Below are 17,754 nucleotides of genomic sequence, written 5' to 3' on the forward strand. Positions count from 1 at the left end.
GACCCCCGGACCCCCGGCCGGGCCCTGGGCCGGTGGCTCCCTTATCGAAGGACGGCAGCCGTGACCGCTCTCGAAGTCCGTGACCTCACCGTCGAAGCTGCGATCCCCCGGGGGACGACCCCCGGACCCCCGGCCGGGCCCTGGGCCGGTGGCTCCCTTATCGAAGGACGGCAGCCGTGACCGCTCTCGAAGTCCGTGACCTCACCGTCGAATATGCCCAGGCGCACGGCAGGCCGTTCCGCGCCGTGCAGAACCTCTCCTTCGACCTGCGGGCCGGCCAGACCCTGGCCCTGGTCGGGGAGAGCGGCAGCGGCAAGTCCAGCGTGCTCAAGGCGCTCTCCCGGCTGGTCCGGCCCGCTCAGGGGCAGATCCTGCTCGGCGGCCGGGAAGGCGTCCGGGGCAAGGAGTACCGCCGGGCCGTCCAGATGGTCTTCCAGGACCCCTTCGCCTCGCTCAACCCCTCGCACACCATCGACCACCACCTGCGCCGCCCGCTGCTGGCCACCGGCCGGGCCCGGCGCGGCGCGGACGCCGACGCGGCCGTGGCCGAACTGCTGCGGCAGGTCAACCTCACCCCCGCCGCCGACGTGGCCCGCAAGCGCCCGCACGAGCTGTCCGGCGGCCAGCGGCAGCGCGTCGCCATCGCCCGCGCCCTGGCGCCCGCCCCCGATGTGCTGCTCGCCGACGAGCCGGTCTCCATGCTGGACGTCTCCATCCGGCTGGAGATCCTCAACCTGCTGGACGACCTGAAGCGCGACCGCCGGCTCGCCCTGCTGTACGTGACCCACGACCTGGCCACCGCCCGGCACTTCTCCTCCGAGATCATGGTGATGTACCGGGGCGAGGTGGTGGAACGCGGCCCCAGCGACGAGGTCATCCTCAGCCCCAAGCACCCCTACACCCAGCTGCTGGCCGCCGCCGCCCCCAGCGCCGGCGCCACCCGCGAGCAGGTGCGCGACGCCCGCGCGGTGCGGCTGGCCGCTCGGGCCAAGCGAGACGCCGAGCGGCGCGAGATCGTGGTCGGCGACGGCTGCCGCTTCCGGCCGCGCTGCCCGTTCGCCATGGACAGCTGCGCCCAGCGGCCCCCGGAGGCGCAGCTCAGCCCGGCGTCCGGCACCGGCACCGGACACCGCGCGCTGTGCTGGCTGTACGCCGACGGCGCCACCGCCGCCCCGGCCCTCCCGCAGCAGAAGGCGGCCTCATGAGCGCGGCCGTCCCCGACCGCTTCGAGCCGATCGCCGCGCTGCCGGTCGACCCCGGCCTGGCCCGGGTGCACGCCGAGGGCTGGCAGTCCTGGAGCGTCACCGACGCGCTCCCGGTCACCGCCGTCCCGTACCGCGCCACCCTGGCCAACTCGCTGGCGATGGACTGCCACTACAACCAGGTGCCGCCGGAGGGCGTCTTCCAGGGCGAGGGCGTGCTCGCCGTCGACCCCGGCGGCGGCGCCCCCGTGCATGTCTTCGGCACCGAGCGGGCCGACCGCACGGTGCCCCGGGTCCGTGCCGAGCTGCGGCCCGGCGGCGTGCTCGACGTCTCCGCCGACGCCCCGGTGCTGCACCGGGTGAGCGCCCCCGGCAGCTCGCTCCAGGAGGCGCTGGCCGGCTGGGCGGACGGCTTCGCCGCCCTGGCCGGGGTGACGCCGCAGCGGCTGCGCCCGGCGCCGACGGTCTGGTGCTCCTGGTACCAGTACTGGAACTCGGTCACCGAGCAGGACATCACCGACAACCTCGACGCGATGGACGAGCTGGAACTGCCGGTCGACGTGGTGCAGATCGACGACGGCTACCAGGCGGCGCCCGGCGACTGGCTCACCCCCTCCGGCCGGTTCAGCGACGTCCCCGGGCTGATCGGCCGCATCCGCGACCGGGGCCGCCGGGCCGGGATCTGGACCGCCCCGCTGCTGGTCGGCCTGGAGAGCCGCCTGTACGCCGAGCACCCGGACTGGGTGGTCACCGACCCGGCCACCGGCGAACCCGTCTTCGCCGGCGACGCCATCGGGGACCGCTGCGCCGCACTGGACGCGACCCACCCGGCGGCCGCCGAGTACCTGGCCGAGGTCTTCCGGACCATGCGCGGCTGGGGCGTCGACTACTTCAAGATCGACTTCATCTACGCCGGAGCGATCGAGGGCCGCCGCCACGCGGACGTCACCGGCGTGCAGGCGTACCGGGAGGCGCTGCGGGTGATCCGCGAGGCCATCGGCCCCGACTCCTACCTGCTCGGCTGCGGCGCCCCGCAATTGCCCGCGGCCGGGTTCGTGGACGCCATGCGGGTCGGCCCCGACATCGCCGCGTACTGGTTCGCCCCCAGCGGGCACCCCTCCGAGCCCAGCCAGCACAACGCCGACCGCAATGTCCGCGCCCGCGCCTGGCAGCACGGCCGGCTCTGGGTCAACGACCCGGACTGCCTGATGCTGCGCCCCGAGGTCGAGCGCCGCGAGGACTGGGCCCGGACCGTGGCGGCCTACGGCGGCCTGCGCGCCTCCAGCGACGCACTGCGCGGCCTGGACGCCTGGGGCCTGGCCCAGACCCGCGCCCTGCTGGTGCCCGCGCCGGTCACCCCCCTGGTCACCCCCCTGAGCTGACCACCGGCCTGGCCCCCGGTCTGACTCCCGGTCCGATCCTGGCCGGCCCCCCGGTGGCAGCCGCTGCCGGGGGGCCGGGCCGGAGCCGCAGCGGCCGAGGGTTTGTCGCGGTCCTGGGAGTTTGTCCGGGCGCCGGGGCAGCCGTACGCTGTCCGCCGTGAGTCGGGGGGCGGCGCGCGGGGACGAAGCCGCGCAGGCGGTGTTCGGGACGGCGCTGGGCGCCGCGTCGGTGCTCTGGTGGGCGGGCTGCTGGTTCCGCGCGGCCTGCGTCGCCGGGATGTGGGTGCTGCTGGCGGTGGCCCGGCCCGACGAGCCGCTGCGGGCCGTCGTACAGCTCGGGCTGACCAGCGCCGGAGTGGCCCTCGCCTTTCTGCACACCCGCTCCGGCGCCCTGGAACGGCTGCTGGACGTCCGGCTGCCCTCCGTGCGGCGGCTGGCCGCGCATCTGCTCGGCACCTCGGGCCGGGCCACCCTGGACGCCTCCGGAGCGGCCGAGATCGTCGGCGTCTTCCTCGCCCTCTGGCTGTTCACCGGCGTCCTGCCGCTGCCCGGCCTCACCCCGGCGCAGCGCGTCACCGGGATCGTGCTGGGCGTCCTGTACGCGCTGTCGGCGGCCTTGCAGGGGATGATCGACCCCGGCTGGTACAGCGTGGACAGCCCGCCCGCCCCGGCACTGCGGCGGCTGCGGCCGGTGCTGCCCCTGGTCTTCGCGGGCATGCTCGCCGGCTACCTCTACCCCTACAACGACAGCGCCGCCCAGCTCACCGTCCCCGGCTATCTGGCGCTCTGCGCGACGCCGCTCGGCTACTACCCGCTGTGGGGCGCCTTCGACGCCACGCTGCGGGCCGCCGCCGGCCACGCCGTCGCGAGCCACCGCCTGTGGCGGCGGGGGACGGCGGTCGACATGCACAGCATCGCGCGCAACGCCGTCAGCCTGCTCCAGCAGTACGCGGACGAGCCGGACCCGCAGCTGAGGGAGGTCCGCCGCCTGGTGCGCGAGGCGATGATGCAGGTGGAGGAGGCCAGGCAGGACGTGCTCAGCGGCGAGCACCGCCGCGGCCCCCGGGCCTTCGGCGAGCTGTGGGACCTGGTCATGCGCACCCTCCCGGCCACCCGGCGCGAGCGCTGCGCCAGCGACGAGGACTCCGCCCGCACCCGGCTGTCGCCGGTGGACTACCAGATCGCCCGCCGGGTGCTGCCCGACCTGCTCACCAATGCGCTCAACGCCGGGGCCGACCGGGTCGAGGTGCGCTGCTCGACGCACCGGCCGGGGCGGGTCCTGCTGACCGCCACCGACGACGGCCCGGGGGTCGACGGCGAACCGGCCGCCGACGGCTCGCCGTACGGCAGCTCCCGGGTCCTGCGGCACTGGCTCGCCACCCACGGCGGTGACATCCGCTGGCGCAGCCACCATCCCGGCACCACCGTCGAGGTGTGCTGGCAGGCCCAGTCGGCGGAAGGAGACTGAGTGCGCATCGTCGTGGTCGACAATGTGATGCAGGCGGGCGAGGCCGTGGCTCGGGCGTTGGACGGCACCGGGCACGAGGTCGCCTGGGCGCTCACCCCCGAGGTGCTGGCCGGGATGCTGGACGGGCAGCGGTTCGACCTCGCCTTCGTCGACCTGGACTTCGGCCGGATGTCCGAGCAGAGCGGGCTGGCCGCGCTGCGGCAGTTGGCGGCCCGCTCGGTGCGGTCGGTGGTCTACTCGGCCGACAGCGAGGACAGCCGGCTGCTGTTCCTGCTCGCGGCCTTTCAGTTCCACCGGCCGCTCGGGCTGCTCACCAAGGAGGCGCCCGGGGCCGAGATCCGCGAGCTGGTCCGGGCCGCCGAGGCCGGTGAGCGGCTGCGCGGCGCGCTGTCCGGCGACCGCTACCGGCCGCCCGCGCACGGCACGGCCTGGCTGGACCGGCTGATCCCGTCCACCACCGACCTGGCCGTCTGGGAGCAGCTGCCCTACTACTCCAGCCGCTGGGAACTGGCCCGTACCGCCCATGTCTCCGAGCGGACGGTCGACAAGTTCCTGCTCCGGCACGCCGAGGCGGTACGGGAGCTGGAGCGGGTCTTCCGGCGCCGCCCCGAGCCGCCCTTCCCGGCGGCGCCGGGCGACCGCCGGGCCCGCAGCCCGCTGCTGGCCCCGCTGCACGCCTTCGCGGTCACCCACTTCCGCTTCTTCCGCGATCCGGAGGTCCGCCCGCTCATCGAGGCGCGCCGCAGGCCCGGCCGAGGAGTGTGAAGTTTCCCCTGTCCGGCGGGCGTTCGGCGGCCCGACCATGGAGCGGGGCCATGGAACGGGGGCCATGGACGGGGGCTCCGGTCCGCTGTTCGGCCGGAGCCCACCGGGGGCCGTGCGCACCCGGTCACATCGCAAGCCATTCGGGAGGACTGATGAAGGCAAAGGGCCTCAGGCCCGCGGCCGTCGCCGCGATCGGCGTCGTGGCGGTCGTGGCGGGGGCGGTGAGCGCGCCGCCGGCCGTCGCGGCGGCGAAGCCGAAGGCCAAGGTGTACAAGGGCACCGCGGCCATGACGGTGAAGCAGTACGACTACTGCGGCGGCCCCTGGGGCGCCGAGCGCCGCTACCTGGGGCAGGCCACGTACAAGCTGCCCGCCACCCTGACCGTCTCGCCGACGCAGAAGGCCGGCCGGCAGAGCGAGAAGAACCCGTTCCACTTCAGCCTCACGGCGGGCGCGGCCAGGACCAACGGCTCCGTCATGCTGTACAGCTCGGTGGTCCTCCCGGTCTCCCCGGTCGATCTGGCCGGCCACCCGCGCGATCCCCGGCTGCTGCTGCGGTACTGGAAGTACACCCGGAAGAAGTCCGGCGCCTTCTCCGGGAAGCTGGCGGACACCCACAAGAGCCAGGCGGCGGTGCTCAACACCTTCAACGCCGCCACGCTGGCGTTCGCCTGCCGCCCCTCGATGGGCTACGGCCTGGTCACCCCGCGCACCATCAACGCGGGCGCCAAGATCTCCGGCAAGATCACCGCCGGCAAGGCCCAGGTGACGGTCACCGGTGGCACCTACGACGGGTTCTTCAGCTTCCGGCTGGACTTCAAGAAGAAGTAGCAGGCCCGGACCCTCGGGGAGCTGACGTACCATCGGCGGCGCGCATCCGCACGGGGGCGGATGCGCGTCGCGCCTCCACGACGCGGCGGCCAGGCGGGGTCGAGCGGGCGGCCCGGCGGCGGGCCCGGCGGCGGGCTCCGAGGGGCGCCGCGCGGCCGTACCCGGTCGGTCCGGCGGGTGGCGGTGGCGGGGCCCGGCCGGCGCGCCCGGGTGCCTAGACTGGTGGGCAGACGACGGGCTGTACCGGCGCGAGCCGTCCGGCGGAGCGGGGCCGGCCGGGCCGGAAGGAGCAGCAGGTGAAGCGTCCGACGATGGCGGACATCGCACGTCGGGCCGGGGTGACCAAGGGGGCGGTGTCCTTCGCCCTCAACGGCAAGCCCGGCGTGTCCGAGGCGACCCGCCGCCGGGTGCTGGCCATCGCCCAGGAGCTGGGCTGGCAGCCCAACAGCGCCGCGCGGGCCCTCTCCGACGGCCGGGCGGGCGTGCTGGGCCTGGTCATCGACCGGCCGGCCCCCGCGCTCGGCGTGGAGCCCTTCTTCATGCAGCTGATCTCCGGCATCCAGGCCGAGCTGTCCACGGTCGGCGTCGCCCTGCTGTTCACGCTGGCGGAGGACGTCCAGGCACAGGTCACGGTCTACCGGGAGTGGTGGGCCAGCCGCCGGGTGGACGGCGTCTTCCTGGTCGACGTCCATATCGGAGACCCCCGGATCGAGGCGCTGGAGGAGTTGCAGCTGCCCGCCGTGGTGATCGGCTCGCCCGTGGCGTCCGGCAGTCTCCCGGCGGTGTGGAACGACGAGACGGACGGCGCGCGGCTGGTCGTACGGCACCTGGCCGAGCTGGGCCACCGGTCGATCGTCCGGGTGAGCGGCCCCACCGAGCTGCTGCACACCCGGCAGCGCTCGGCGGCCTTCGACGCCGCCGTCGCCGAACTGGGTCTGCGCAGCACCACGGTGGAGGCCGACTACACCGGTGAGCAGGGCGCGACCGCCACCGCCGCGCTGCTGGAGGGTGCGGACCGGCCCACCGCCATCGTGTACGACAACGATCTGATGGCGGTCTCCGGCCTGAGCACCGCCCAGCAGCGCGGCATCCGGGTGCCGGCCGAGGTCTCCATGATCGCCTGGGACGACTCGCCGCTGTGCGAGCTGATCCGCCCCGGGCTGACCGCGCTGCGCCGGGACATCGCCGCGTACGGCGCCCAGGCCGCCCACCAGCTGCGGGCGCTGGTCGCCGGGGAGGCGGTCGGTGACCTCCAGGTCAGCGGCCCGGAGCTGGTCCGGCGCGGCAGCACGGCGGCGCTGGACCCGGCCGCCGCCCGCTGAGCCCGACATATCGGGCAGGACTCGCATCTCTGGACAGTTGACCGCAATCCCCGCCAATGGTTGCATCGAGCTGCTGCCACCCCCTCCGGCAGCGCCCGTGCCCCGGAGGCGCCCGCGTGAGAACCCGTACCGCCGCAGCCGCGACCGCCGCCGCGTTGGTCGCCGCCGTGCTCGGCGGCTGCGGAACCCCGGGACGGGACGGCAGCCGCACCCTGACCTACTGGGCCAGCAACCAGGGGGCCGACCTCGGGGCCGACCGCCGCATCCTGCGACCGGAGCTGGCCGAGTTCCAGCGGCGGACCGGCATCAAGGTCAAGCTGGAGGTGGTCCCCTGGTCCGACCTGCTCTCCCGCATCCTCACCGCCGCCGCCTCCGGCCGAGGCCCGGACGTGGTGAACATCGGCAACACCTGGTCCGCCTCGCTCCAGGCCACCGGCGCCTTCATCCCGTTCGACAGCGCGGCGCTGGCCAAGGTCGGCGGCCGGTCCCACTTCCTCGCCGCCGCGATGGCCTCCACCGGCGCCCCGGGCCGCGACCCGGTCGCGGTACCGCTCTACGGGCTGGCCTACGGCCTCTACTACAACAAGCACCTCTTCGCCGCCGCCGGACTGCGGCCCCCCGCCGACTGGGCCGAGCTGATCAGCGCGGGCAAGCGGCTCACCGACCCCGCCCACGGCCGCTGGGGCCTGTCCGTGGAGGGCGCCAGCTACACCGAGAACGCCCACTTCGCCTTCATCTTCGGCAAGCAGCACGGCGCGGAGCTGTTCCGGGGCTCCACCCCGCTGCTGGACAGCCCGCAGCTGGTCGCCGGGGTCAAGCAGTACGTGGACCTGGTCGGCCGCTACCGGATCGCCAACCCCTCCAGCGTCGAGTACGCCAATGACACCCCGTTCATCCGCGACTTCGCCACCGGCCGGGCCGCCATGGTCATGCTCCAGTCGAACGGCAGCTCCGCGATCGAGGCCGACGGGATGAAGCCCGCCGACTACGGCGTGGTGCCCATCCCGCTGCCCGACCCGCTGCCACCCGGCGGGCAGCGGGTCACCAGCCTGGTCGCGGGCATCAACATCGCCGCCTTCACCGACTCCCGCGACCACGACGGCGCGCTGCGCCTCATCCGCTTCCTGACCAGCACCGAGGAGCAGCAGATCCTCAACAAGGCCTTCGGCTCACTGCCCGTCACCCCGGCCGCCTACGACGACCCGGTCTTCCGGACCCCGACGGTGCGCGTCTTCCGGCAGGTGCTCGCCACCACCGCCGCGCCGCTGCCGATGATCCCCGAGGAGGCGCAGTTCGAGACCCTGGTCGGCAACGCCGTCCGCGAGCTGCTGGCCGCCGCCGCCTCCGGCGCCACGGTGGACGACACCGTCATCAGGGCGCGGCTCGCCGAGGCCAACAGCCAGATGCAGACCGGCCCATGAGCGCCCCCCAGCCGCAGCCACGCCCGCGCCCCCGCCGGCGCCCGGCTCCGCGTGCGCCCCGGGCCGGCCGCGCGCTGCCGTACCTCTTCCTGCTGCCCGCGCTCGCCGCCGAACTGCTGGTCCACCTCGTCCCGATGGCGGTGGGCGTGGTGATGAGCCTCTTCCGGGTCACCGTCTACGAGATCCGCAACTGGACCTCCGCCCCCGGCCCCACCCTGGCCAACTACCGCGTCGCGGTGGACTTCCAGGGACCGATCGGCTCCGCGCTGCTCTCCTCCTTCGCCGTCACCCTCGCCTTCACCGCCCTGGTGGTGGCCGGCTCCTGGCTGATCGGCTTCACCGCCGCCGTCCTGCTGCACGGCTCCTTCCGGGGCAGCGGCCTGCTGCGCACGCTCTTCCTGGTGCCGTACGCGCTGCCGGTCTACGCCTCGGTGATCACCTGGAGCTTCATGCTGCAACGCGACACCGGCATGGTGAACGCCCTGCTGGTCGACGAACTGCACCTCACCGGCGAGCGGCCGTTCTGGCTGATCGGCGGCCATGCCTTCTGGTCGCTGGTGGCGGTCGACCTCTGGCGCAGCTGGCCGTTCGCGCTGCTCACCCTGACCGCCGGGCTACAGACCGTACCGGACGACCTCTACGAGGCCGCCGCCCTGGACGGCGCCGGGCTGCTGCGGCAACTGCGCACCATCACGCTGCCGGCGCTCGCCCCGGTCAACCGGGTGCTGGTGATCGTCCTCTTCCTGTGGACCTTCAACGACTTCACCACCCCGTACACCCTCTTCGGCCGCTCCGCGCCGCCCGCCGCCGACCTGATCTCCATCCACATCTACCAGGCGTCCTTCATCACCTGGAACTTCGGCCTCGGCTCCGCCATGTCGGTCCTGCTGCTGGTCTTCCTGCTGGTCGCGGTCGGGCTGCTGCTGCTCGCCGGACGACTGCTGCGGCGGCGGCCGGCGACGGGAGCGGCGGCCCCGTGATCCTGTCCCGCTGGTTCCGCCCGCTGCGCTGGGCCGTGCTCGGCCTGCTCGCCGCCGTCACCCTGCTGCCGCTCTATGTGATGGCGGTCTCCTCCCTCAAACCGCTGCGGGACGTGCAGGGGCGCTTCACCTGGTGGCCCAGCGGGCTCACCGTCCAGCCGTACGCCGACATGTGGCACACCGTCCCGCTGGCCCGCTACTTCGCCAACAGCGCCGTCGTCGCCTGCGCGGCCACCGCCGCCTCGGTGCTGCTCGCGCTGCTGGCCGCCTATGCGCTCAGCCGCTACCGCTTCCGGGGCCGGAGCACCTTCCTCGGCGTCGTCCTCGCCACCCAGATGCTGCCCGGCATCCTCTTCCTGCTGCCGCTGTTCCTGCTCTTCGTCAACCTCGACCGGCACCTCGGCCTCCAGCTCTACGCCACCCGCACCGGCCTGGTCATCACCTACCTCACCTTCTCGCTGCCGTTCTCGATCTGGCTGCTCACCGGCTACTTCGACTCCATCCCCCGCGAGCTGGACGAGGCCGCCCGGGTCGACGGCGCCGCCCCGCCGGCCATCCTGCTGCGCGTCATCGTCCCGTCCGCCGCGCCGGGCATCGCCGCCGTCGCCGTGTACTCCTTCATGACCGCCTGGGGCGAGGTGCTGTTCGCCTCGGTCCTCACCGACGAGGCCACCCGCACCCTGGCCGTCGGACTCCAGTCCTACGCCACCCAGTCCAATGTCTACTGGAACCAGGTGATGGCCGCCTCACTCGTCGTCAGCGCCCCCGTGGTGGTGGGGTTCCTGCTGCTCCAGCGGTTCCTGGTGCGCGGCATCTCGGCCGGAGCCGTCAAATGAGGTGGCGCGGCGCCCGGCGGGGAAGGGATGCCACCGGGGACGCGGCGGGAAGGAGTGGGCCGATGGCCACGGGCAGGAGCGGGCGGCGCGGCGGGCGCCGGGCATGGGAGCTGTACGCGGAGACCCGGCGCCCGGGTGCGCCCCGGCTGGCGGCCAGGATCGGCGCGGCGCCCCGGCTGCTGCGTACGGCGCTGCGCGGCGAGTACCCGTACCTGTCGCGCGGCAAGGCGCTGGCGGGGGCGCTGCTGCTGGCCGCGTACCTGGCCTCGCCGCTGGACGCCGTGCCGGACGTCATCCCGGTGATCGGCTGGGTGGACGACGCGGGGGTGCTGATGTGGGCGCTGCGGGCGCTGGTCCGCGAGTCCGGCCGCTTTGTGCAGTGGGAGCGGGCGGCGCCCTGACGGCGCCGGTGGCCGCGCCGGGCCGCTGAGCGGGCGTCACCCGGGCAGGCGGCGGGTGCGGTGGGGCGGATGTGCCGGGTGGGGCGCGGTGGCCACCGGGTGGTGACGGTCCGCTGGGTCGGGCGGGTGTGTGCGGCAGTGCGGCCGCGTGGCGTCGCCTAGGCTGGGAGCGATGGACGAGTACGGGCGCCCGGGGGCCGTGATGCAGCTGACCGGGCCGGGGGGCGGGGCGGCGCCGGAGGACCTGCGGCGACTCGCGGGGTGGTTCCAGCAGGCGGAGCCCCCACACGCCCACGACCTGTTCACGGCCGCCTTCGGCCTCTACGGCGCCCGGCACCTGGGCGGCGGCCCGCACCCCGGCACCCCGCTGCCCGCCCACACCAGCTGGTGGCACGGCCCGGCCGCCCCCGCGCCCGTCCCCGCCGCGCTCCGCGACGGCGCCGCCCGCAGCCCGCGCGGCCGCGCCCCGCAGCGCGAGGCGGACGCGCCCGCCGAGACCCGCACGCCGCGCCACGCCCGGCCGCTGCGACCGGCGGCCGGCGGCGAGGACGCCGCGCTGAGCGCGGAGCGGCGGGCGGCGGCCCGGCTGCTGCTGGCCCACCCGCTGGTCACCGCCGCCGGGCCGTGGGCGGCGGGGCTGCCGGCGATACAGCGGCATGCGGACGCGCTGGCCCAGCGGTTCGAGCGGTTCCTCGGCTACCGGCTGCTGGTGGACGGCACCGCCGCCCGGCTGTTCAAGGCGGGCCTGGGCGGCGGCTGCGGCCGACCGCTGCGCCGCCCCGGCGGGGCGCCCTTCCCTCCCGGCTCGTACGCCTGCCTGGCCCTGGCGCTGTCCGTACTGCCGGAGCTGCCGGGCCCGCCCGAGCCGCTGCCGGCGGACCGGCTGCGCGCCGCCGTCCGGGCCGCCGCAGCGGACGCCGGGCTGGCAGCGGCGGCGGCCGAACCCCAGCTGGCCGACGCGCTGCGGGCGCTGGCGGACTGCCAGGTCCTCACCGGTGGCGGCACCGCGGACGGCCCGGTCGCGGTGGACGGCCTGGTTGCGGTGGACGGCCTGGTTGTGGTCGACCAGGGGCTGGCCCGGCTGCTGGTGGCGGGCCCGCTGGCGGCCAGCGAGGACGGCGCCGACCTGGTACGCCGCGCCGCCGACCCCGGGCCGGACGGGGAGCGCCTGTCGGTGCGGCGGCGGCTCGCCGAGACCCCGGTGGTGCTGCTGGACGAGCTGACCGGCCGGGAGCGCGGCTGGCTGCGCACCCGCCAGCGCCGGGAGGCGGAGACCTTCGCGGACTTCCTCGGCCTGGAGGCGGAGATCCGCGCCGAGGGTGTGGCGCTGCTCGACCCCGCCGACGAGCTGACCGACCTGGACCTCCCCGGCGCCGGTTCGCTGGCCCGGTCCGCGCTGCTGCTGGCGGAGCGGCTGGTGGAGCAGTTGCGGCCGGTCCCGGCGGCGGCCTCCGCCGGGCCGGTGACCGGGGTGCCGGTGCCGGACGCGGCCATCGACGGGGTGCTCGGTGACATCGCTGACGAGTACGGCGGCCGGGCGGACTGGCGGCCCGGCTACCTCGCGGACCGCGCGGCCCTGCGCCGGGATGTGCTGGACCTGCTGCACCGGATGCGGCTGATGGCCCCGGCCGACCCGGCGCGGACCGCCACAGGGGGGCGTACGGCCACCGACGTACGCGGGGCGCGCACCACGCCCACCGGCGGCTGGACCCTCCTCGCGCCCGCCGCCCGCTACGCCCCGCGCCCCGCCGAGCCCCCGCCACGCCCCGGCCGCCACGCCCGGCTGACCGCCCCGGGGCTGCTCCTGGCCGAGCTGCACTGACCGGCTGCGACCTCGGCCCGCTCGCGCGGCCCGGCCGCAGGGCGGCCTCAGCGGGCGGCGGGTGCGGCCGCCGAGGCGTCGGCGGTGCCGTGCAGGGCCTGTACGGCCGTCCCGGTGGAGAGGCCGCAGAGCAGCAGCGCGGCCGCGATCCCGGCCGCCGCGAGCTGGCGCCGGTGGCGGCGGGGGAGTGGCAGGCCGAAGCCGGTCAGTCGGCCGGGGTGGACGCCGGCCGACCCGACCAGGGTCAGGTGCGGAGCGCGGTTCCGGGTGTCTTCCATGCGGCAAGCCTTCCAGAGCGGTGTTAAACGGCCTTTACATACCCGTGAAGTCCGGGTGCTGCACGGACGGCCGGTGGTGGGCGCCGCCCCGGCGCGCGGTGGGGGCGCGCGCCGGAATCACCCGATAGGAGGCTGGTCGTACTGCCACTCTCCGTGATCGGCTTCTCCGTGTTGGCTGCGGGCGCACCGCCACCGGTGGTCGCCCGCTCTCGTCTGCCCTGGCCGTACGCCGCGACGGAGCGCGGCCGCGCCGCTACGGGCGCCGGAGTTGAGGAGCCGCATGCCCAGGATCGTCCGCGCCGCCCTCGTCCAGACCAAGTGGACGGGCGACCAGGAGTCCATGGTCGAGCTGCATGAGCGGTACGCCCGGGAGGCGGCCGAGCAGGGCGCCGGGGTGCTGGGCTTCCAGGAGGTCTTCAACGCGCCGTACTTCTGCCAGGTGCAGGCCGAGGAGCACCACCGCTGGGCCGAGCCGGTGCCGGACGGCCCCACCGTGCGGCGGATGCAGGCGCTGGCCAAGGAGCTGGGCCTGGTGCTGGTGGTGCCGGTGTACGAGGTCGAGCGGCCGGGCTTCGCCTACAACACCGCCGCCGTCATCGACGCCGACGGCTCCTACCTGGGCAAGTACCGCAAGCACCACATCCCCCAGGTCGAGGGCTTCTGGGAGAAGTACTACTTCCGGCCCGGCAATCTCGGCTGGCCGGTGTTCGACACCGCCGTCGGCCGGATCGGCGTCTACATCTGCTACGACCGCCACTTCCCGGAGGGCTGGCGGGCCCTCGGGCTGGCCGGGGCGGAGATCGTCTACAACCCGTCCGCCACCAGCCGCAGCCTCTCCGAGTACCTGTGGCGGCTGGAGCAGCCCGCCGCCGCCGTGGCCAATGAGTACTTCATCGCCGCGATCAACCGGGTCGGCGTGGAGGAGTACGGCGACAACGACTTCTACGGCTGCTCGTACTTCGTGGACCCGCGCGGCCGGTTCGTCGGCGAGGTGGCCTCCGACCGGGACGAGGAGCTGGTCGTCCGGGATCTCGACCTCGACCTGGTGCAGCAGGTCCGCCGTCGCTGGGCGTTCTACCGCGACCGCCGGCCGGACGCGTACGGACCGCTCACCGACGCCTGAACGGCTGAGCGCACCGACGCCCGAGAACACCCCCGCCTGACGAAGGGCAGCCATGACCACCACCCCGGCGCACCCCGCCCACGCCACCGCCCACGCCACCGCCCCCACCGGCGCGCACGCCGCCCTGCACGCCCGGCACCGGGCGGTCACCCCCGCCTGGCTCGCCACCTACTACCGCGAGCCGATCGAGCTGACCCACGGCGAGGGCCGCCATGTCTGGGACGCCGAGGGCCGCCGCTACCTGGACTTCTTCGGCGGCATCCTCACCACCATGACCGCCCATGCGCTGCCCGAGGTGACCAGGGCCGTCGCCGCGCAGGCCGAGCGCATCCTGCACACCTCCACCCTCTACCTCTCCACCCCGATGGTGGAGCTGGCCGAGCAGATCGCCGGGCTGTCCGGCATCCCCGACGCCAAGGTCTTCTTCACCACCTCCGGTACGGAGGCCAATGACGCCGCCCTGCTGCTGGCCACCACCCACCGCCGCTCCAACCAGGTGCTGGCGCTGCGCAACAGCTACCACGGCCGGTCCTTCGGCACGATCGGCGTCACCGGCAACACCTCCTGGTCGCCCACCAGCCTCTCCCCGTTGCAGACCCTCTATGTGCACGGCGGGGTCCGCACCCGGGGCCCCTTCGCCCACCTCTCCGACGCCGACTTCACCGCCGCCTGCGTCGCGGACCTGGAGGACGTCCTGGGCCAGGCCGAGGGCACCGTGGCCGCGCTGATCGCGGAGCCGATCCAGGGCGTCGGCGGCTTCACCTCGGGCCCCGACGGCCTGTACGCGGCCTTCAAACGGGTGCTGGACCGGCACGGCATCCTCTGGATCAGCGACGAGGTGCAGACCGGCTGGGGCCGCACCGGCGACCACTTCTGGGGCTGGCAGGCGCACGCCGCCGCCGGACCGCCCGACGTCCTCACCTTCGCCAAGGGCGTCGGCAACGGCCTGTCGATGGGGGGTGTGGTGGCCCGCGCCGAGGTGATGGACTGCCTGGGCGCCAACTCCATCTCCACCTTCGGCGGCAGCCCGATCACCGCCGCCGGAGCCCTCGCCAACCTGCGCCATCTGCTGGACCACGACCTGCCGGGCAACGCCCGCGCCACCGGCGCCGTGCTGGCCGCCCGGCTGCGCGCGGCGGCGGCCGAGCTGCCCGCCGTCCGCGAGGTGCGCGGGCGCGGTCTGATGATCGGTGTGGAGCTGGTGGACGCGGCGGGCGACCCCGCCCCGCAGACCGCCGCCGCCGCGCTGGAGCACGCCCGGGAGCTGGGGCTGCTGGTCGGCAAGGGCGGCCGACAGGGCAACGCACTGCGGATCGCACCGCCGCTCTCCCTCACCACCGCCGAGGCCGAGGAGGGCGCCGGGCTGCTGATCGAGGCCCTGCACCGGGCCGGCCGCGAGCCCGCCGGCAGTGAGCGGCCCCGGTGACCCGCACCGTCGTCCGGGGCGGCCTGGTCATCACCGCCGCCGAGGAGGTCCGGGCCGATGTGCTGATCGAGGGTGAACAGGTCGTCGCCCTCGCCGCCACCGGCAGCGCGGTGGCCGACGGCTGGACCGCCGGTACGGTGATCGACGCCACCGGGCACTATGTGATCCCCGGCGGCGTGGACGCGCACACCCACCTGGAGATGCCGTTCGGCGGCACCCTCTCCTCCGACACCTTCGAGACCGGCACCCGGGCCGCCGCCTGGGGCGGCACCACCACCATCGTCGACTTCGCCATCCAGCCGGTCGGCGGCTCGCTGCGCGCGGGCCTGGACGCCTGGCACGCCAAGGCGGCGGGCAACTGCGCCATCGACTACGGCTTCCACGTGATCCTCTCCGATGTGACCGCCGAGAGCCTGCGGGAGATGGACACCCTGGTGGCGGAGGGGGTGACCTCCTTCAAGATGTTCATGGCGTACCCCGGCGTCTTCTACAGCGACGACGGCCGCATCCTGCGGGCCATGCAGCAGGGCGCCGCCAACGGCGCGCTGCTGATGATGCACGCCGAGAACGGCATCGCCATCGACGTCCTGGTGGAACAGGCCCTCGCCGCCGGGCGCACCGACCCGCGCACCCACGGCGAGGTACGCCGCGAACTGCTGGAGGCCGAGGCCACCCACCGCGCGATCACCCTCGCCCGGGTGGCCGGCGCCCCGCTGTACGTGGTCCATGTCTCCGCCGCCTCGGCGGTCGCGGAGCTGGCCGCCGCCCGCCGCGCGGGCGCCGACGTCTTCGGCGAGACCTGCCCGCAGTACCTCTTCCTGTCCACCGACAACCTCGCGGAGCCCGGCTTCGAGGGCGCCAAGTACGTCTGCTCCACGCCGCTGCGCCCCCGGGAGCACCAGGCCGCGCTGTGGCGGGGGCTGCGCACCGGCGACCTCCAGGTGGTCTCCACCGACCACTGCCCGTTCTGCTTCGCCGGGCAGAAGGAGCTGGGCCGGGGCGACTTCTCCAAGATCCCCAACGGGCTGCCCGGCATCGAGCACCGGATGGACCTGCTGCACCAGGCCGTACTGGACGGCCACCTCACCCGCCGCCGCTGGATCGAGCTCGCCTGCGCCGCCCCGGCCCGGATGTTCGGGCTCTACCCGCGCAAGGGCACCATCGCCCCCGGCTCCGACGCCGACCTGGTCGTCTACGACCCGGCCGCCCCGCAGACCATCTCGGCCGCCACCCACCACATGAACGTCGACTACTCGGCGTACGAGGGCAGGCAGCTCACCGGCCGGGCCCGCACCGTGCTCTCCCGGGGCACCGTCGTCATCGACGGCGGCGGCTACCTCGGCCGGGCCGGGCACGGCCGCTATCTGCCGCGTACCACCTGCCAGTACCTCGGTTGAGCCAGTACCTCGGTTGAGCCAGTACCTCGGTTGAGCCGCCCGCACCCCCCAGGAGGACCCGTGGACATCGGCCTCGTGCTCCAGACCGACCCGCCCGCGCGGCTGCTGGTCGAGCGGATGAAGCGCGCCGAGCGCGCGGGCTTCACCCATGGGTGGACGTTCGACTCCTGCGTGCTGTGGCAGGAGCCCTTCGTCATCCACAGCCGGGTGCTGGCCGAGACCGAGCGGCTGACCGTCGGCCCGATGGTCACCAACCCCGCCACCCGCGCCTGGGAGGTGACCGCCGCCACCTTCGCCACCCTCAACGACATGTACGGCAACCGCACCGTCTGCGGCATCGGGCGCGGTGACTCCGCGATGCGGGTGGCCGGCCGCAGCCCCGCCACCCTGGACCGGCTCGGCCAGGCGATGCGGGCCATCAAGGAGCTGGCCGAGGGCCGCGAGGCGGAGGTGGACGGCACCGCCATGCGGCTGCCCTGGGTGCGGCCCGGCGCGTCGCTGCCGGTCTGGATGGGCGCGTACGGGCCCCGGGCGCTGGCCCTGGCCGGGCGGCAGGCGGACGGCTTCATCCTGCAACTGGCCGACCCGTACCTCACCGAATGGATGGTCAGGGCAGTGCGCGACGCCGCCGCCGAGGCCGGCCGCGACCCCGGGGACGTCACGGTCTGCGTCGCCGCGCCCGCGTACGTCACCGCCGACGACTCGCCGGCCGCCCTCGCGCACGCCCGCGAGCAGTGCCGCTGGTTCGGCGGCATGGTCGGCAACCACGTCGCGGACCTGGTCGCCCGGTACGGCGCGCACTCCGGGCTGGTGCCGGAGGCGCTGACCGCCTACATCAGCGGGCGGCAGGGCTACGACTACCGCCACCACGGCCGGGCCGGGAACCCCGACACGGCCTTCGTGCCCGACGAGATCGTGGACCGCTTCTGCCTGATCGGCCCGCCGGACGCGCAGCTCGCCGGGTTGGAGCGGCTGCGCGCGCTGGGGGTGGACCAGTTCGCGGTCTACGCCATGCACGACGCGGTGGAGGCGACCATCGACGCGTACGGCGCCTCGGTGATCCCGGCCCTGGCCCCGGCCGCCGCCTGACGGGGCCCGTGC

General features: G+C 74.9%; 16 protein-coding genes. 15 read left to right on the forward strand and 1 reads right to left on the reverse strand.

The window, feature by feature from the left end; translation table 11 throughout:
- Positions 1-176 precede the first annotated feature (176 nt).
- The 11 genes from ACIQGZ_RS12520 to ACIQGZ_RS12570 all read left to right on the forward strand — a co-directional run bounded on the left by ACIQGZ_RS12520 (position 177) and on the right by ACIQGZ_RS12570 (position 12,429).
- On the forward strand, positions 177-1,205 hold the full coding sequence (locus tag ACIQGZ_RS12520) for an ABC transporter ATP-binding protein (RefSeq protein WP_402601289.1): 1,029 nt from the start codon (positions 177-179) through the stop codon (positions 1,203-1,205).
- Positions 1,202-2,584 (forward strand): glycoside hydrolase family 36 protein, encoded by a 1,383-nt coding sequence (locus ACIQGZ_RS12525; RefSeq protein ID WP_402601290.1) that lies wholly within the window; start codon positions 1,202-1,204, stop codon positions 2,582-2,584. The genes ACIQGZ_RS12520 and ACIQGZ_RS12525 overlap by 4 nt, the downstream gene beginning before the upstream one ends.
- Before the next feature lie 157 nt (positions 2,585-2,741).
- Positions 2,742-4,052: an ATP-binding protein gene (locus ACIQGZ_RS12530; RefSeq protein ID WP_402601291.1), complete on the forward strand. Its 1,311-nt coding sequence runs from the start codon at positions 2,742-2,744 to the stop codon at positions 4,050-4,052.
- The gene (locus tag ACIQGZ_RS12535; protein WP_402601292.1) at positions 4,053-4,817 is read left to right on the forward strand and encodes a hypothetical protein; all 765 of its coding nucleotides are present in this window, start codon (positions 4,053-4,055) and stop codon (positions 4,815-4,817) included.
- 152 nt (positions 4,818-4,969) lie between these two features.
- Positions 4,970-5,647, forward strand: a complete 678-nt coding sequence (locus ACIQGZ_RS12540; protein ID WP_402601293.1) for a hypothetical protein — start codon at positions 4,970-4,972, stop codon at positions 5,645-5,647.
- A gap of 296 nt (positions 5,648-5,943) precedes the next feature.
- The gene (locus ACIQGZ_RS12545; RefSeq protein WP_402601295.1) at positions 5,944-6,969 is read left to right on the forward strand and encodes a LacI family DNA-binding transcriptional regulator; all 1,026 of its coding nucleotides are present in this window, start codon (positions 5,944-5,946) and stop codon (positions 6,967-6,969) included.
- A 116-nt stretch (positions 6,970-7,085) separates the two neighbouring features.
- Positions 7,086-8,390 (forward strand): ABC transporter substrate-binding protein, encoded by a 1,305-nt coding sequence (locus ACIQGZ_RS12550; protein WP_402601297.1) that lies wholly within the window; start codon positions 7,086-7,088, stop codon positions 8,388-8,390.
- Positions 8,387-9,370 (forward strand): carbohydrate ABC transporter permease, encoded by a 984-nt coding sequence (locus tag ACIQGZ_RS12555; protein WP_402601299.1) that lies wholly within the window; start codon positions 8,387-8,389, stop codon positions 9,368-9,370. The genes ACIQGZ_RS12550 and ACIQGZ_RS12555 overlap by 4 nt, the downstream gene beginning before the upstream one ends.
- Positions 9,367-10,206 (forward strand): carbohydrate ABC transporter permease, encoded by an 840-nt coding sequence (locus tag ACIQGZ_RS12560; protein WP_402601300.1) that lies wholly within the window; start codon positions 9,367-9,369, stop codon positions 10,204-10,206. Before ACIQGZ_RS12555 ends, ACIQGZ_RS12560 begins: the two co-directional genes overlap by 4 nt.
- Positions 10,207-10,268: 62 nt before the next feature.
- The gene (locus ACIQGZ_RS12565) at positions 10,269-10,607 is read left to right on the forward strand and encodes a YkvA family protein (RefSeq protein ID WP_402601302.1); all 339 of its coding nucleotides are present in this window, start codon (positions 10,269-10,271) and stop codon (positions 10,605-10,607) included.
- A gap of 172 nt (positions 10,608-10,779) precedes the next feature.
- Complete coding sequence (locus ACIQGZ_RS12570) at positions 10,780-12,429, forward strand: DUF2398 family protein (protein ID WP_402601304.1); 1,650 nt, start codon at positions 10,780-10,782, stop codon at positions 12,427-12,429.
- 47 nt (positions 12,430-12,476) lie between these two features.
- Here ACIQGZ_RS12570 and ACIQGZ_RS12575 read toward each other — a convergent pair whose 3' ends face one another.
- Complete coding sequence (locus ACIQGZ_RS12575; protein WP_402601305.1) at positions 12,477-12,707, reverse strand: hypothetical protein; 231 nt, start codon at positions 12,705-12,707, stop codon at positions 12,477-12,479.
- A gap of 280 nt (positions 12,708-12,987) precedes the next feature.
- Here ACIQGZ_RS12575 and ACIQGZ_RS12580 point away from each other — a divergent pair, with 280 nt between their 5' ends.
- The 4 genes from ACIQGZ_RS12580 to ACIQGZ_RS12595 are packed head-to-tail and all read left to right on the forward strand — an operon-like array spanning position 12,988 to position 17,742.
- Positions 12,988-13,830, forward strand: a complete 843-nt coding sequence (locus tag ACIQGZ_RS12580) for a nitrilase-related carbon-nitrogen hydrolase (protein ID WP_402601307.1) — start codon at positions 12,988-12,990, stop codon at positions 13,828-13,830.
- A 52-nt stretch (positions 13,831-13,882) separates the two neighbouring features.
- Positions 13,883-15,256 carry an aspartate aminotransferase family protein gene (locus ACIQGZ_RS12585; RefSeq protein WP_402601309.1) on the forward strand — a complete coding sequence of 458 codons (1,374 nt, stop codon included), beginning with the start codon at positions 13,883-13,885 and terminating at the stop codon, positions 15,254-15,256.
- Complete coding sequence (gene hydA, locus ACIQGZ_RS12590; protein WP_402601310.1) at positions 15,253-16,653, forward strand: dihydropyrimidinase; 1,401 nt, start codon at positions 15,253-15,255, stop codon at positions 16,651-16,653. Before ACIQGZ_RS12585 ends, hydA begins: the two co-directional genes overlap by 4 nt.
- Positions 16,654-16,713: 60 nt before the next feature.
- Positions 16,714-17,742, forward strand: coding sequence for a TIGR03842 family LLM class F420-dependent oxidoreductase (locus ACIQGZ_RS12595; protein ID WP_402601311.1), 1,029 nt, complete (start codon positions 16,714-16,716; stop codon positions 17,740-17,742).
- The last annotated feature ends 12 nt before the right edge of the window (positions 17,743-17,754 follow it).

This window comes from Streptomyces sp. NPDC092296 (assembly GCF_044755465.1).
Taxonomy (GTDB): Bacteria; Actinomycetota; Actinomycetes; order Streptomycetales; family Streptomycetaceae; genus Peterkaempfera.